Genomic DNA, 16,235 nt, shown 5'->3' on the forward strand with positions numbered 1-16,235 from the left:
TTAGTTATTGTAAACCTCTACATATCGTTTCGCGATATTATCAATATCAAAACTCTCCACGACGCTGCGTTCTTTGTGCGTGCGTGTATCTTCAACTTTGAAAGAGTTTAGCGGCCTAACATTACTACTCATGGCAGCTATTTCTGAAATTCCCCCCATGAAATTAGTATAGACAATCTTCCCAGAAAGCGCACACTCCGCAACTGAACGCCCAAATGGTTCATTCCATTTTGTTGGCAGTATAACTGCATCAACATTTGCCATAAATTCTTCTACCGCAATAAAACCAAGCAGTTCAACATTTGACTTTTCCGCCAAAATTTTCATGGCATTACCTTCATCGCCATTAAACCTACCTGCCGCATAAAACTTGACATCTGCCCTATTCTTATATTCATCTGCAAGGCGACAGTATTCATCGAATCCTTTATCGCTAGTAAGGCGACCTATAAATCCGACTCTAAAAGTTGAACTTTCTCTATCTTCAAAGCGAAGCGGTTCTATCGGATTATAGATAACCGAACATCTATCTTCATTAAAAAATCCGTTTGTAGTATGCAAATCAGAAATATAACGACTGATTCCAACAAAACTGAAAACGGCTTTGCTCTTCCACTTTTTAAAAAATGAGAAAAACCTCACACTCAATTCTGACGTACTCATCACCTTGCCATGTTTGAACAAGGTCGAGTTAGGATGAAAGAGATAGTAATCTCTCGCGGTATGAACCAGTTTCACCTTACACTCTTTCACCGCATCCCACGCAGAAATTGAAAAACCGCCCAGGTTATTAGTATGCACAACGTCTGGAAGAAAGTTTTTTATTTCCTCTTTCACCGCATGCTTCATTGAGAAATTGTACTGATCTTTTGCATGCCATACTATTTTCTTCCATGGCGACACGTTCTCTCCGCCATATGGCCAATAGACATTACTGAGAGGCAAATAAGTGACCATTACATTATTAATGGTTTTACATTCTCGTTCGGATTTGTTATGCAATGTAACAACACTTACTGTATGCCCCATATTAGCGAGTTTTTCAGCTAATAACTGCACAGATACCTCTGCGCCTCCAACCTTATAAGGATGATAAAGTGTATTGATCATCATTATCTTCATTTCTTATACACCTTAAATATTCTATGTAAACATTTGACTGTCGTCTGAATGGTAATCAAAAATCATTCAAAATGAAGACAAATTTAAAAAAACAAATCGAATGTATTTATAAATGCATATATTTGCCGATTACATCCATTTTTCTTATTACAAATAGCAAATATATGAACATATGCCATACCGGTTTCCCGGTATGGCACTGATGTGTTGCTAACAACTATGCTTTATCGTTTGAACGATACTCATATTGATAGTAGCCATAATCACCATAGTAGCTGCTGGCCCGTTTCTCAACAGCATTCAGAATAACGCCTTTAACATCGATGCCATTTTGATTAAAGCGGCGAATACTCACCTCTATTTCTTTGACCGTGTTGGATGCGAAACGTGCGATCATCAGACTAGTCCCCGCCCTGTGCCCTATAATAGCGGCATCAGTAACTGCTAGAATAGGTGGCGTATCAATCATCACGATATCATAATTCTTACTCGCCCAATCAATCAGCTCATTGAAGCGTGCCCCCATGAGCAACTCTGAAGGATTTGGCGGTATCTGTCCACGCGGAATAAAATCCAGGTTTTCAATTTCTGTTTTGCGGACACTGTTAGCCATCGTGGTCTGAGCAGATAAGATATCAGATAAACCATTATGCCAATCGGTATTCAACAATGAGTGTGAATAGCCCTTACGCATATCAGCATCAATGACTAAAACACGTTGCCCAGCCTGAGCAATGACCGCGGCCAAGTTGATGCTGACGAAAGTTTTACCAATATTTGGGCTTGCACCACAGACCATCAGAACATTATTTTTAGCTTCGAGCATAGCGAAATGCAAACTGGTTCTTAAGCTTCGTACTGCCTCGATCGCCAAATCCGCAGGGTTCCCAACGGCCAACAACGTTTTTGAACGCGTGTTGGTTTTTTTATTGCCGCGCATCAACGTCTCTATGTCTTTTTTCTGTTGCCACTCAGACAACGGAATACTTGCATAAACGTTGATGCCTTGGTCTTCCAGCTGTTCTGGGCTTTCAATACCTCGGTGCAGAACGCTTTTCAGCAGTACTACGGCAACGGAAGCGATCCCGCCAAGCAACGTAAAGATGATAACGATTAACGTCTTCTTCGGCTTAACCGGTTTCGGTTGAGTGACAGCGGTATCAATGATTCTGACATTACCCACGGTGCTCGCTTTCGTTATCGAAAGCTCTTGTTGACGGTTGAGCAACTGCATGTAAATCTCTTTACCAGCATCAACATCACGAGTTAAGCGCAAGATCTCCTGCTGTGTTTGCGGCATCTTACTGACTCGCTGGTTTAACTTATCTTTTTCCTTTTGCAGGGTTGCTCTTTTTTCCAATAAAGCACGATAAGCAGGGTGCTCTTTTGTGTATAATTTCGAAATTTCAGACTCTTTGAAAGTCAACTCATTAAGCTGAGCCTCAACCCCGACAATAGTATCAAGAACAGACTTTGCTTCCAAAGACAGATCAACAGAATCGTTCGCTTGGCGGAAACTGTTTAATTTGTCTTCAGCCGTATTTAAAGAATCGCGAACCTGCGGTAATTGTTCCTTCAAAAAAGCAAGGCTTTTGGCCGCTTCTTCTGATTTTCGCTCAACATTTTGGATCAAGTAATTATTGCTGATACTTTCAATAATTCTTTTGATTAGAACAGGATCATCCCCCATCAGGGTGAGTGAAAGAACCCCCGTGTCCTTACCTTTGTCTTCTACTGTAAGATCGTCAAGAAGTTGTACCGTTGCTGCCAGCGTTGTGAGCTTTTTGACATTAAACACTGTTCCTGGCTTCGCTGAGATTTCGCTAACCAACATAGAAACGCCGCTTGCATTCTCCAAGCGCCCAACTTTGCCTTGAAAGATTTTATCTTTATCTACGGTAACGACGTAGTTTTGATCATCAATAACTTCCAGCTCGATAGCACTCTCGACTAGAGGCTCAGCTACAGTGAGCCTGGATAAGGCAACCTGCCCCGGTTTATTACCCATGAGCCTTGCCCAACCGCGGCCAAAAATCGGAAAATATTTCTGAGTGACGACAGTATCTAAATGGAGATCTTCGACAGTTTTCCCCACGATCATGCGAGAGGAAATCAGTTCAATCTCTGTAGATGATGCTGGCAAAGAGTTAGGCAACATTTGGGACAGGTTACTTACCAGCATATTACCTTCGTTTTGCTCGACCTGAACAGTTGCATCAGCCTGGTATATAGGTGTCGCAAAAAGACTATATATAATGCCGATGACGGCAAATAATGATGTAATGCTAACAATTAACCATTTGTGATCGACTAGCGTCCCTAACAGCCGTCCAAAATCGATCTCGTCATTTTCCTTACTTGCCAAGGAACTCGTTCGGTTTTTATCAATCATTGTAATCTCTGTTTAGCGATTTAATGCTAGCGCCCACTTCTGAGCACCTTCAGCTAGTAGGCTATAGACGAATTCAAAAGCCTCAGAACTTTTGCGATAAGGATCTGGGATATCTTGTTGACCCAGCCAATGGGCAAATAGCATTGTTTTGCCTCTGACTTCAGGGGCTAGCCTGCAGACAGCATCAACATGTCCCTTTTCCATGACTAATATCAGATCATATTCACGGCACAATGCAGCTGTCAGCTGTTGTGCTTGGTGATTATCCAATGATAAATCATGCTTTCTAGCCACTTCTGCAGCCTGAGCATCAGCAGGCTTGCCAACCAAGGCAGAAATCCCGGCAGAGGCAATTTTCTTATGTGGCAGTTTTTCCTTCAACAGCCGTTCTCCTGTAGGAGAACGGCATATGTTGCCGACGCAAACGACCAGAATAGAATCAAACATCATCTTTTACCTTAACTACCAATTATGAATACGCTGTGTACCTTCGGTCAGGTTGTTGAAACCAACGATAGTCGGTAACAATTGGCTGACGACGCGGTTCCAACGAGCAATCGGTACGGTAGTTACGTATACAATGTCATATGGCTGAAGGTGAAACTCAGTCCCCATTACCATCGCAGTAGCATCAGACGCATTAAGTTGGTAGATATTGGCCAGCTTTTTACCTTCCATACCACGTAATGGTCTAATGACAAACACCCCCGTCGCATCGGCAAAGTTCTGATCCATTCCTTCAGCATTACCTAATGCTTCCGTTAGTGTCATACCGCTGCGATCCATTTTCAACGTAGTCTGTTTTTTCACTTCCCCCATAACGAAAACTTTTAAATCGTCATTACGGGGAATGTAGAGGATGTCGCCCGGATAAAGTAGGTGGTTTTGCGTCAAATCCCCCCTTTGCATCAAGGCTTGCAAAGAGATTCGCTGTTCTTTTCCATTATGTGTCAGAATGACATTACGCCAGTCTGCATTTTCTGAAAGCCCGCCAGCCGCATTGATTGCATCCATCACAGTAAGGGGAACGTTCGTGATCGGTTGCTGTCCCGACTTTGCTACTTCCCCCGTCACATACGCTTTTTGAGAGCGGAAAGCGGCGATACTCACATCAACCTGTGGGCTTTCGATGTATTGCGCCAATCGTCCTGCGATCTCATTTCTGACTTGGCTCATCGTTTTACCGGCAACTTTTATCTTACCGATATACGGATAAAAAATTGTACCGTCCGAATTCACCCAGTTACCCGTATCGCTGGCACTGCGATATTGCCCCGCCGGTGTAGTCAGTTCAGGGTGATCCCAGACAGTCACCATTAACACGTCGCCGATACCAATCCGGTATTCGTAATTTTGCAATTCACGCTCTAAGGACGAGTTTGGTTGCGCGACAACGGGTTTAGGTCTCATTTTCTCAACCAAACCAGGCGTCATTGGATAGACATTAACCAGATTGTCGATATCGAAATCACTATCTTGCTGTTTTACAACCTCTTTCCCACTAGTTGAAAGGTGAGAACCAGGCACGATTGTACAACCGCTGATTACACTGATCGATACCAAGAGCGGTATCAGTTTCCACTGTTTATTTGCCATCGAATTATCATCACTATCAAAGTAAAAAGTTTGCTGTACTGAGCCCTCCCGGCCAACCCTGGCACAGGCCGTTGTACTCGGAAAAGAATTTGTCGATGGGTTTCAATACTGATTAAACTTTCATTGAGCCCACGTTGAATCCCAATACGCTATGCTGGAAATGGCCTAAAAGCATTATTACACAATTACCTCGCAATAGCGCACGATTACCTCAATACGCACAGAGAGAGGTGATTTTGGAAAGCGCTATGCCTGGGCACAACGTTCCAGCCAAACGTATTTATAATGAAAGCCGTTCAGCCCATTCACGGAAAGCTTTGCCTTGGGTTGGGTGACGCAACCCATAAGTGACAAAAGCGCGAAGGTAACCCAGTTTTTCACCGCAGTTGAACGATTCACCCACCAGCTCTGTCGCCTCGACCGGTTTGCGTTTCAACAATTCTGCAATCGCATCGGTCAGTTGAATACGCCCCCAGGCTCCCGGTTCCGTGGTCTCCAGCAGCGGCCAAATATCGGCAGACAAGACATAGCGCCCTACCGCAGAGTAGTTGGATTCCAACTTGGTTTCCGGTGCCGGTTTTTCAATAATCGATGTGATACGGGCACTTTCGCCAGGTTTCAGATTGCTGGCCTCACACTCAACCACGGAATAATCATGCAGCACGTGTTCGTCTGCCTTTTGCACCAAAACCTGGCTCAGACCGGTCTGCTCAAAGCGCGCAATCATGTGTGACAGGTTGTCTTTCTTCAAATCGGCCTTTGCGTCATCCAGCAAGATGTCCGGCAACAGAACGACAAATGGAGAATCACCGACCAACGGTTTAGCGCAGAGAACGGCATGTCCCAGTCCTTTTGGCTGCCCCTGGCGAATGTGCATCAGCGTTACGCCTTTTGGCGTTATCGACTGTACCTCATCCAGCAGTTGCCGTTTCACGCGTGCCTCCAGCATCGCCTCCAGCTCGAATGAGGTATCGAAATGGTTTTCAATGGCGTTCTTGGAAGAATGCGTCACCAGGATGATCTCTTTAATCCCCGCCGCGACGCATTCGTTGACAATGTATTGAATCAACGGTTTATCAACGATTGGCAACATCTCTTTCGGAATCGCTTTGGTCGCCGGCAGCATACGCATGCCCAATCCGGCAACGGGAATAACCGCTTTCAACTTCGTCATGGTAGACCTCATTCAATCTCGTGATCGCTTTCAGCCGCAGTGGCGACAGCCTGTTACTTTCCCAACGTCTGCTTCAACCAGCGGGTGAAGTTTTCGCCTTCGGAACCGTGACGCACCCCATACTGCACAAACGCCTTCATATAGCCAAGCTTGTCACCACAATCATGGGACTTACCGCTCATATGGAACGCTTCCACCGTTTGTTCATCCATCAGCATCGCAATCGCATCGGTCAGTTGAATCTCATCACCCGCGCCGGGAGGGGTTTTCTCAAGTAACGGCCAAATATCGGCGGCAAGCACATACCGGCCGACGACAGCCAGGTTGGAAGGGGCATCCTCGCGGGCCGGCTTCTCAACCACCGCCGTCATCGGTGCGCTTTCTCCCGCTGCGATCGTCGCACCTGCGCAATCTACCACACCGTATTTGGACACATCTTGTTCCGGCACAGGTTCAACCATGATTTGGCTGTAACCCGTATCGCCAAAACGTTGGATCATTTTAGCCAGATTTTCTTTGCGCAGATCCGCCGTAGAATCATCCAGCAAAACATCCGGAAGCAGCACCACGAAAGGAGAATCACCTACCATAGGTTTGGCGCACAGCACCGCATGCCCCAACCCTTTCGCCTGTCCCTGACGCACCTGCATCACGGTAACGTCCGGCGGACAAATGCTTTGCACTTCGCTCAGGAGCTGGCGCTTCACACGCGCTTCGAGCATCGCCTCCAGCTCAAACGAAGTGTCAAAATGGTTTTCAATCGCGTTTTTCGATGAATGCGTGACCAATACGATATCTTTAATCCCCGCCGCCACGCATTCAGCAACAATGTACTGGATTAAAGGCTTATCGACCACGGGCAACATTTCTTTAGGGATAGCCTTGGTCGCCGGCAACATACGGGTTCCCAAGCCCGCAACGGGGATCACTGCCTTAAGTCTTGTTTGCATTTTCATTCCAATTCATCGTAGCGCTGCATTCATCTGTGCAGCGTGAACAAGGGGATTCAATCGGGCACGCTACCGCCCTTGGCTTGCAGCTACCAAAGTACTGTTAATGGCGTATCCCCCCACGTCATTGCATGAGCCAGGCAATTTTTATGCAAAGCGGCACTCATTCTTCGTTTGAACTGTCATGCTGTTCACAAAAAAATAAAAAAAACGGTGCCTTTATAACCAAACAATGTTAGTTACTGTCGTTATATGACTAAGATTCTTATACTAATGTCTAAGTGATACAAGCCTTAGATCCCCCCAGTCAGACGTTTTCAGAATAAGACTACTCGTGCCGCATACCGATAAGAATCATAGTCAAAGAAAATTGTTTTAATGTTTTGATTTAAATAAATTTAATAAGGCGTTTCTTTTCTGAGCGCATGGCATCCCGGTAGATATTTGCTCCCCAGGCCCTTGATTCCTTTGGCCGCTCGGCGCCGATCGATGTTTATGGTAATCCTCCTGTTCTGAACCACATCCACCCGATTAAAGTTGAATTTTGCCGCCTCAACGCCCATCATTCCCGTGCGGCATAAGCCGTAGAACTTACAGGTGAAATTGGGCGTATGGAATGGATCGCTGATCCAACAATTTGGGCCGGCCTGGCCACTTTGGTCGTGCTGGAAATCGTGCTGGGTATAGACAACCTTGTCTTCATCGCCATTCTGGCGGACAAATTACCAAAACAACAAAGAGATAAGGCCCGTGTCGTCGGTTTATTGCTGGCGCTGGTCATGCGTCTGGCGCTGCTCGCCTCCATCTCGTGGCTGGCGACGCTGACCAAACCGATGTTCATCGTCGCGGAGCACCCCTTCAGCGGCCGCGATCTGATCATGCTGGTCGGCGGGATATTCCTGCTGTTCAAAGCCACCATGGAGCTCAATGAGCGGCTGGAAGGCAAGGACGAAGAGCAGCACGGCGCGCGCAAAGGCGCACGTTTCTGGCCGGTCGTGGCGCAGATCGTGGTGCTGGACGCCGTTTTCTCGCTCGACTCGGTGATCACCGCGGTGGGGATGGTCGATCACCTGGCGGTGATGATGATCGCGGTCTGTATCGCCATCGGTCTGATGCTGCTGGCCAGCAAACCGCTGACGCGCTTCGTCAACGCGCACCCGACTATCGTTATCCTGTGCCTGAGTTTCCTGCTGATGATTGGCTTTAGCCTGGTGGCGGAGGGTTTCGGCTATCACATTCCTAAAGGCTACCTCTACGCGGCGATCGGCTTCTCGGTCATGATCGAGGCGCTGAACCAGCTGGCGCAGTTCAACCGCCGTCGCTTCCTGTCGAAGGTGCGGCCACTACGTGAACGCACCGCCGAAGCGGTGCTGCGCATGCTGAGCGGCAAACATGAAGAAGCGGAAGTCGACAGCCATTCCGCCAACCTGCTGGCGGACAGCGACAGCGAAAACGGCGAGATCTTCAATCAGCAAGAGCGGCGCATGATCGAACGCGTACTCGGCATGGCGCAGCGCACGGTCAGTAGCATCATGACCTCGCGTCACGACGTCGAATACCTTGAGCTGAACGATCCGCAGGAAAAGCTGACGCAGTTGCTGGAACGTAATCAGCACACGCGCATCGTGGTGGTGGAAAGCAGCGCCAGCGACGAACCGCTGGGCGTGATCCACACCATCGACGTTCTCAAACAGCAACTGGCGCAGGCGCCGCTGGATCTGCGTGCGCTGATACGCCAACCGTTGATCTTCCCGGAGCAGCTCACGCTGTTAAGCGCCCTGGAGCAATTCCGCCAGGCGCAGACGCACTTCGCCTTCGTGGTCGATGAGTTCGGCTCCGTCGAAGGCGTCGTCACCCTGACGGACGTGATGGAAACCATCGCCGGCAACCTGCCGGAGGCCGGTGAAGAGGTGGACGCACGCCACGACATTCAGCAAAACGAGGACGGCAGCTGGATCGCCAACGGCTATATGCCGCTGGAAGATCTGGTGTTGTACCTGCCGATGCCGCTGGAAGAAAAGCGCGAATACCATACGCTGGCGGGGCTGTTGATGGAACACAGCCAGCGCGTGCCGCAAGAAGGAGAACAAATCAAGATCGGTGACTACCTGTTCGAACCATTGGAGGTCAACAGCCACCGCATCTTGAAAGTGAAGATCACCCCGCCTCCTCCACCGGAGGAGTACGAGGTTTAACATCGAGGCCGGGCATCGCCCGGCCTTCCTTTACTGGGGAACCAGCAGCTCCGTCGCCACAATCACCACCACCAACCCGACAATTACCGGCACTGAAGTACGCTTCACCACATCAAACGGCGAGATTTTCGCCATGCCGGAGACCGCCACCACCACGCCGGAAACCGGCGACAGCGTACGGCCGAGATTCGAGGCCTGCAGCATCGGGATCACCAGATAGGCAGGATTCACGCCCATCTGTGCCGCCAGTTTCGGGATCAGTTCGACAAACGCATAGAACGGCGCATTGCCGGAGCCGGTTGTCATGGCCGCCAGCATGGTGATCACCACCAACACCAGCATCATGATCAAACCGCCGGTACCGAACGACTGCGCCAACCCGATCAACCCGCTGATAAAGCCGACGGTGCTCAACCCTTGCGCGAAGACACCCGCGGCCACCAACAGCATCACCACGCTGGCGAAAGCGTCCGCCATACCGCGATACGCCACTTCCAGGCCGCTGAATACCTGTTTGGCGCTGAAGCTGCGCACAAACTCGATCGCTGCCGCCAACAGTATGCACCCTACCAGCACGGTAATAATGTGCAGTTCCGGCCCCCATTTACCGTCGAAGATCAGCACGCCGAGGATCGGCGTAAACGGCAATATCGCGTAGAACCCCGGCGCATGGGTTTTGATCTCGCTGACGTCCATGATGTGGTGCTGTTCATCACTCTTCTTATCGAGATAACGCTGCCAGAAAAAGTGCGCTACGGCCATGCAGACGATGGCGGCAATCGAGATAGGCAGCGTGGTTTTGAACGCGAAGTCCACCAGCGGCATTTCCGCCGCCTTGGCTGCCAGTACCACGTCGCCGGAAGTCGGCGCCAGGATAATCGCCGCCGGCGAAGCGCAAATGGCCGCAGCGGCGCCGCGGCTAATGCCAACGTTCACCATCAATGGGAACAGCGTCGCCATCAGCAATACGCCAAGTCCAGTAGCGGAAGAGACCGCCAATGACATCAGGCAAGCGACAAAATAGGCCGCCACCATCAGCAGATAAGGCGAATTGATCATCTGCAATGGGCGCGAGGCCAGCTTGACGACCACGTCGTTGGCGCCGATATGCGTCATATAGGCGGCGAAACCGCACAGCATCATGATCATCATGCCCAGATCGCCGCCGCGGCTCATCAGCAAAATCTTGACGTACTCGATCATATCGGTCGCGCGCCAGCCGGTAGATGCGGCGCCGGACGGCAACAGCGTTTTCCCCATCAGGGCGCTGATGCCAAGCAGCAGCAGCCCTCCCACCATCAAGACGCCCGTGGCGGAATACCCTTTGATGATGTAACGGCCCACGCCCGCCGCCACCGCCGCGCCAATAAGAAGCTCTATCATGTTTCCTCAACTCGTCATTTTTTCGCGCTTAGGCGCATAGTCATAGCAGAATGCGCCCTTACTCTGCACAAATTGAGCGCGGGTCTTCATGACCTTCATCAAGGTAACGGAGGGAAATTATCGCGGGAAACGTCGATACTGACGCGGGCCGCAAGACGGCCCGCGTCAGGAGGGATTACAGCTTGTCGAGCAGCTTTTTCAGATCCTGACCCTCGCGTGAATCCTTGTTCTTTTCAGCCCATTTGTTCAGCGCATCTTTGGCCCGATCGTGCAGCGTTTTACGCAGCACCTGATCGACCTGCAGTTGGTAATTCAGCTGTTGCCAAGGCCCATAGACCCGCAGCGGGATCGGCGTTTTTTGCAGTTGCTCGATCAGTTCGCCGCGCCCTTGCCAACCGCCAGTGACGCGCACATTAAGCGCCATATCGCACTGTTTTCCCGGCATATCGATACTGCCGGCGCCGGTCAGCGCCAGCAACGGCGAATCCGCCGTCAGGCTGCTGAGCTTGACAGTGCCTTGGCTCAGGCTGGCCCGCGCCGAGACGCTTTTGACTTCGGTATAGCGCTGATAGCTATCTTGCCCGCGCACGCTGTTATCGTTGCGCGCCACCGCCTGTTGGATCAATTGCTGAATGTTCAGGCCGTGCAGCTGCGCATCCTGCATCGCCAGCTGCGCCGTACCGCTCCAACGGTGCTCAAATGACTCTGAAGAAAGACGATCGCCGGTCAAATCCCCTTTCATGCTGAATTTTCCGGTCAGCATCTGTGGCATCTCGAAGGCTTTGAGCACCGCGCCGAGCTCAACCTGGTTCAGGGTCGGCTGCACGTTTATCACCGGTTTATTGCCGCGTGCGTCGAGCGATCCCGGCAAGGAGAAATCACCGCCGGCCAATTGCCCGGCAAGTTTATGCAGCGTCAGCAGGCCGCGTTGATTATCTGCCGCGACGGCTAACTGGGTAACGTTCATACCGCGGTAGGTCAACTGCGCCGCCTGCAGATTCAACTGTGCATTGAAATCGCGCAGCGCTTCCAGGTTCTGCTGCCGATCGTCGACCTGGCTGGCGATCACCGGCGCGGCGGTCACGGCGGGCTGTTCGGCGGTATTGGTGCTGGATTGCCAACCGGAAAGCGCGTCGAGATCGAGATTAGCCGAATTCAGGTTCACCACATAGCCGGGCACCGCTCCCAGGCTGGCGCTGATATCGCCGGTCAACTGGCTGTTATTGGCGCTGACGTTCAGCTGGGTGACGGCAATTTGCGCCGGCGTCTGTTGATAGACCACCTGAGCATTCCCCTCGCCTTGAATACCACCGTTCGGAATATCCGCTCCCGCCAATTGGTAATTGAACTGGGTCACCTTGGCGCCGATCTGGTGCGGGAACTGCTGCAGATCGATATCGGCCGCCATGCTGAAGGCCAGGTCGCGCTGATCGCGGTTGACCCGGCTGGAAATGTCCAGCTGCGCCTGCCGTTTCTCCGTTTGCTGCAGGGTAAGATTGATGTCCCGGACATTGATTTGCGCGTTGTCGGCGCGCTGCCAAATCAGCAAGCTGTCCACGACGCGCAAGTTATCGATGTCGAACTTCCAGGCCGTGTCTGCCGCATCAGCGCCGCTGCCGGCCGGCGCAATCGGGGCGTCCACTTGCGAGTGCTCTTCACTGTCGGGCGTGAGGCGAATGACGGCATTTTTCAACATCACCTGTTTCACAAACAGCTGATGCGACAGCAGCGGCAACAGTTTGACGTCAAGGCGCATGTTTTCCGCGCTCACCACCGGCGCCTTCGCGCCCGGCGCGGTCAGCGTCATGCGCCCGGCCAAAATACTGAGCTGCGGCCAGATATGCCAACGCAGGTCGCCTTCAAGCGTTAGCTGGTAGCCGCTCTTCTGCTCGACCTTTTTGACCATGTAACCGCGAAAATCATTCGGATTGACCAGCAGTACCAGCGCGGACATTCCCGCTACCACGACCACCAGTAAAATCGCCAATGTCGTCAGTAATCTTCTCATGCCACCCTCTTGTCAGCGCCACACCGACGGTGCATCTCGCGCCGTTAGTCCTTGTCGATTCGACTGGCTACTGCGCCCTGCTGATCGCGATATTTTGCGTCCTGCCGGCTGTTATATGGCCGGGCCGCCGGGCCGGACAACGGCTCAAAGCTCAAGGCGCCAATCAGCATCCCCGGCCGCAGCGCCAGCGGCAGCTTGCCGGAGTTGTAAAACTCCAGCACGATGCGCCCGTGCCAGCCCGGATCGATCCGGTGCGCGGTGACGTGAACCATCAGCCCCAGACGCGCCAGAGAAGAACGGCCGTCGAGCCAACCCACGAGATCGTTCGGCAGCGTCACGGATTCGAACGTCACCGCCAGGGCCAGTTCGCCGGGATGAAGGAAGAACGCCTCGCCTTCCGGCAGGACAATCTCGTCGCTCATCACGCGATCCAGAGCGGCGCTGACTTCATCTTTCGGCCCGCTGAGATCGATAAACGGCGCGGTATGACCGCGGAACACGCGGAACTGATTGCCCAAACGGACATCTACTGTGGCCCCGTTGATGCGTTCGAGCGGCGGGCGCGGCGAAATCACCAGTTTCTCGCTATCCAGCCAGGCTTCTATATCGCGGTCGCACAGTCTCATGTCTTTCTTCTCCATCAAAACGCGTAACTAAACAAAAATTGCCACACAACGGGCGAAAGGTCTACGCCAGGGTGCAAATAGTTGGCCGTCGGCCGGAAATGCGCATTTCCGGCCATTAAGCGGCATTATTCAAAGAATTGGCTGATTTTGGCTTTCAGAATATCGATCGCGATGCGGTTTTTGCCGCCGCGCGGAACGATGATATCGGCGTATTGTTTGGAAGGTTCGATAAACTGCAGGAACATCGGGCGCACGGTCTTCTGGTATTGCGCCATCACCGAATCCATCGAGCGGCCGCGCTCGTTGACGTCGCGCTTCATGCGGCGCATCAGGCAGATATCCAGCGGCGTGTCGACGAAGATCGAGAAGTTCATCTCCTGGCGCAAACGGATATCCGTCAGCAGCAAGATCCCTTCCAGAATGATCACTTTTTTAGGTTCCAGGTGGACGGTTTCTTTCTTGCGCGTGTGTTCGGTGTAGCTGTACAGCGGCAGCTCGATCGCCTTACCGGCCTTCAGCATCTGCAGATGCTGGAACAGCAGGTTGTGATCCATGGCGCTCGGGTGGTCATAGTTGGTTTTGACCCGTTCTTCCATGGTCAGGTGAGTCTGGTCTTTATAGTAACTGTCTTCTGGAATAACGCCGATGTGCTCATCGCCGACTTGCTCGCGGAGTTCGCGGTACAACGTGCTGGCGATAAGGCTTTTTCCGGAGGCAGATGCGCCAGCTATACCAATAATGACGCACTGATGCGGATTGTCAGTCATAAAATTAAAGACCTGATTTCATAGTGTGAAGGGGGGAACTAAAACGCGACAATTATAGGGAGTCGCCGGGGATTGCGCCACTGTATATTGCGCGGCGGCGGGCGAATTCGGGCTACCACGCCACGGGCACGCGGCATTTTAAGAATCTCGCGGCTAGGGCAACGCACCGTAACGGGTTACACTCCCCGGCGCTGACTTTTGCTCCCCGCCCCCCTTTCATCGGAGATTGATGTGCTGGATTGGTATTTTCTGACTTTTTTCGGCGACAGCATGTTGCTGCTGCCCTGCGCGCTGATTCTGTTTTTATTGCTGCTCATGTCTCCCGCCACCCGCGCGGCGGGTTGGCAGTGGGCGCTGATCTTCGGGTTCACCGGCGGGGTGGTCTGCCTGTCCAAACTGGCCTTTATGGGCTGGGGCATCGGCAGCGAGCGCTATGATTTCACCGGATTCAGCGGTCATTCCGCCCTCGCGGCCAGCATCTGGCCGCCACTGCTGTGGACGTTGACCGGCCGATTTTCCCACCCGATACGTAGCATCGCTTTGCTGACCGGGTGGATATTGCCTTTCGCCATCGGCGTTTCGCGGCTGGAAATTCGCGTGCATTCGGTATCCGAGGTGATCAGCGGGCTGATTTTAGGCTACCTGGCCAGCGCCCTGTTCCTGCGGTTGCAGCGGAGCAAAACGCGCCCGCATCTCTCCTGGTCACACTTCGCCATCGCGCTGGCCTTGCCGTTGGCGCTGATGGGGCAGCGGCAGCCGGCCCCCACCCAGGGATTGTTGGAGCATATCGCCAAAACGCTGGCGCAGATCGAACGCCCTTATACCCGTGCCGACCTGCACAACCTACCCCTATCCGATAAAAAAACCCGGCGCTTAAGCCGGGTTCTTTCACTGCCGCAAACAGATTACAGCGCGCGGAAGGCAATCTCCGTCGGGATCGCTTCACCCTGCCAATACATCTGCGCCGCCACACGGCCGGCCAGTTGACGATACATGTCGGCGAATTCGCTGTCCGGACGGCTGATCACCGTCGGCGTACCGCGATCCAGGTCTTCGCGCAGCGAGATATGCAGCGGCATCTGCCCCAGCAGACGGCTGTTATATTTCTGCACCAACTTCTCGGCGCCGCCGGTGCCAAAGATCGGCTCATGGTGGCCGCAGTTACTGCAGATGTGCACGCTCATATTTTCCACGATGCCCAGCACCGGCACATGCACTTTCTCGAACATCACGATGCCCTTGGCGGCATCCAGCAGGGCGATATCCTGCGGCGTGGTGACCACCAGCGCGCCGGTCACCGGAATGTTCTGCGACAGCGTCAGCTGGATGTCGCCGGTGCCCGGCGGCATGTCCAGCACCAGATAATCCAGATCCGGCCACAGCGTATCCTGCAGCAGCTGCATCAGCGCCTTGCTGGCCATCGGGCCGCGCCACACCATGGCGTTGTCGTCGGTCACCAGATAACCGATGGAGTTGGTCGCCAGGCCGTGCGCCATGATCGGCGCCATGTGCTGCCCGTCCGGCGAAGTCGGCCGCTCATGTTCGGTGCCCAGCATATTGGGGATCGATGGGCCATAAATGTCGGCATCCAGAATGCCGACCTTGGCGCCTTCGGCGGCCAGCGCCAACGCCAGGTTGACGGCAGTGCTGGATTTCCCCACCCCGCCTTTGCCGGAGCTGACGGCGATGATGTTGCGCACGCCTTTGATCCCGGCCTGGCCGTTGGCGCGTTTCAGCGTCGTGATATCGTGTTTCAGCTTCCAGTCGATGGCGGCGGCGCCGGTCACGCGCAACAGCTCAGGGCCGACGCTCGCCTGCAGCGCTTCAAAACCGCTCTGCCAGGCAAACGGCATCGTCAGTTCGATATGCAGTACGTCGTCCAATAATGCGCAGTGATGAATAGCCTTCAGCGCAGTCAGGTTGTTTTTCAACGTCGGGTGTTCAAAGGCGGCCAGTACACCGGTCACCAGGGCGCGCAGAACTTCGGGGTTGGTCTGCTCAGGGGATTTTGCGTTCATCCCG

Annotated in this window: 12 protein-coding genes and 1 pseudogene; 2 read left to right on the top strand and 11 right to left on the bottom strand. The window is 52.5% G+C overall.

The features are described from left to right. The 6 genes from ACJ8OK_RS06400 to galU (ACJ8OK_RS06425) all read right to left on the bottom strand — a co-directional run bounded on the left by ACJ8OK_RS06400 (position 1) and on the right by galU (ACJ8OK_RS06425) (position 7,234). Positions 1–1,113: a glycosyltransferase family 4 protein gene (locus ACJ8OK_RS06400; protein ID WP_228392563.1), complete on the bottom strand. Its 1,113-nt coding sequence runs from the start codon at positions 1,111–1,113 to the stop codon at positions 1–3. A 226-nt stretch (positions 1,114–1,339) separates the two neighbouring features. Next, the gene (gene wzc, locus ACJ8OK_RS06405; RefSeq protein WP_033633703.1) at positions 1,340–3,514 is read right to left on the bottom strand and encodes a tyrosine-protein kinase Wzc; all 2,175 of its coding nucleotides are present in this window, start codon (positions 3,512–3,514) and stop codon (positions 1,340–1,342) included. A 12-nt stretch (positions 3,515–3,526) separates the two neighbouring features. Next, on the bottom strand, positions 3,527–3,961 hold the full coding sequence (locus ACJ8OK_RS06410) for an arsenate reductase/protein-tyrosine-phosphatase family protein (protein WP_044032106.1): 435 nt from the start codon (positions 3,959–3,961) through the stop codon (positions 3,527–3,529). A 15-nt stretch (positions 3,962–3,976) separates the two neighbouring features. Then, positions 3,977–5,110, bottom strand: a complete 1,134-nt coding sequence (locus ACJ8OK_RS06415) for a polysaccharide export protein (protein WP_025302165.1) — start codon at positions 5,108–5,110, stop codon at positions 3,977–3,979. Positions 5,111–5,390: 280 nt separating this feature from the next. Then, a complete protein-coding gene (gene galU / locus ACJ8OK_RS06420) occupies positions 5,391–6,284 on the bottom strand; it encodes a UTP--glucose-1-phosphate uridylyltransferase GalU (protein WP_033633704.1) in 894 nt (297 codons plus the stop codon). Positions 6,285–6,337: 53 nt separating this feature from the next. Beyond that, the gene (gene galU, locus ACJ8OK_RS06425) at positions 6,338–7,234 is read right to left on the bottom strand and encodes a UTP--glucose-1-phosphate uridylyltransferase GalU (RefSeq protein ID WP_033634124.1); all 897 of its coding nucleotides are present in this window, start codon (positions 7,232–7,234) and stop codon (positions 6,338–6,340) included. Positions 7,235–7,845: 611 nt separating this feature from the next. Here galU (ACJ8OK_RS06425) and ACJ8OK_RS06430 point away from each other — a divergent pair. After that, entirely contained in the window at positions 7,846–9,429 is a 1,584-nt protein-coding gene (locus tag ACJ8OK_RS06430; protein ID WP_033633706.1) for a TerC family protein, read from the top strand. Positions 9,430–9,459: 30 nt separating this feature from the next. On the opposite strand, the gene dcuC is transcribed toward ACJ8OK_RS06430, so the two are convergent. The 4 genes from dcuC to udk all read right to left on the bottom strand — a co-directional run bounded on the left by dcuC (position 9,460) and on the right by udk (position 14,213). After that, positions 9,460–10,812, bottom strand: coding sequence for an anaerobic C4-dicarboxylate transporter DcuC (dcuC, locus tag ACJ8OK_RS06435; RefSeq protein WP_015377222.1), 1,353 nt, complete (start codon positions 10,810–10,812; stop codon positions 9,460–9,462). A gap of 175 nt (positions 10,813–10,987) precedes the next feature. Then, on the bottom strand, positions 10,988–12,820 hold the full coding sequence (asmA, locus tag ACJ8OK_RS06440; protein WP_261440685.1) for an outer membrane assembly protein AsmA: 1,833 nt from the start codon (positions 12,818–12,820) through the stop codon (positions 10,988–10,990). Between the two features lie 44 nt (positions 12,821–12,864). After that, complete coding sequence (gene dcd, locus ACJ8OK_RS06445; protein WP_004938917.1) at positions 12,865–13,446, bottom strand: dCTP deaminase; 582 nt, start codon at positions 13,444–13,446, stop codon at positions 12,865–12,867. A 125-nt stretch (positions 13,447–13,571) separates the two neighbouring features. Further along, positions 13,572–14,213, bottom strand: coding sequence for a uridine kinase (udk, locus tag ACJ8OK_RS06450; protein ID WP_004938922.1), 642 nt, complete (start codon positions 14,211–14,213; stop codon positions 13,572–13,574). A gap of 231 nt (positions 14,214–14,444) precedes the next feature. Between udk and ACJ8OK_RS06455 the strand changes: the two are divergent. Continuing rightward, positions 14,445–15,059: pseudogene (locus ACJ8OK_RS06455) on the top strand (phosphatase PAP2 family protein); the annotation flags it as partial. Between the two features lie 59 nt (positions 15,060–15,118). Here the strand turns inward: ACJ8OK_RS06455 and apbC are convergent. Next, positions 15,119–16,231: an iron-sulfur cluster carrier protein ApbC gene (gene apbC, locus ACJ8OK_RS06460; RefSeq protein WP_033633709.1), complete on the bottom strand. Its 1,113-nt coding sequence runs from the start codon at positions 16,229–16,231 to the stop codon at positions 15,119–15,121. Positions 16,232–16,235 lie beyond the last annotated feature (4 nt).

The sequence above is a fragment of the Serratia sp. CY71090 genome (genome assembly GCF_052166845.1).
GTDB classification, from domain to species: domain Bacteria; phylum Pseudomonadota; class Gammaproteobacteria; order Enterobacterales; family Enterobacteriaceae; genus Serratia; species Serratia nematodiphila.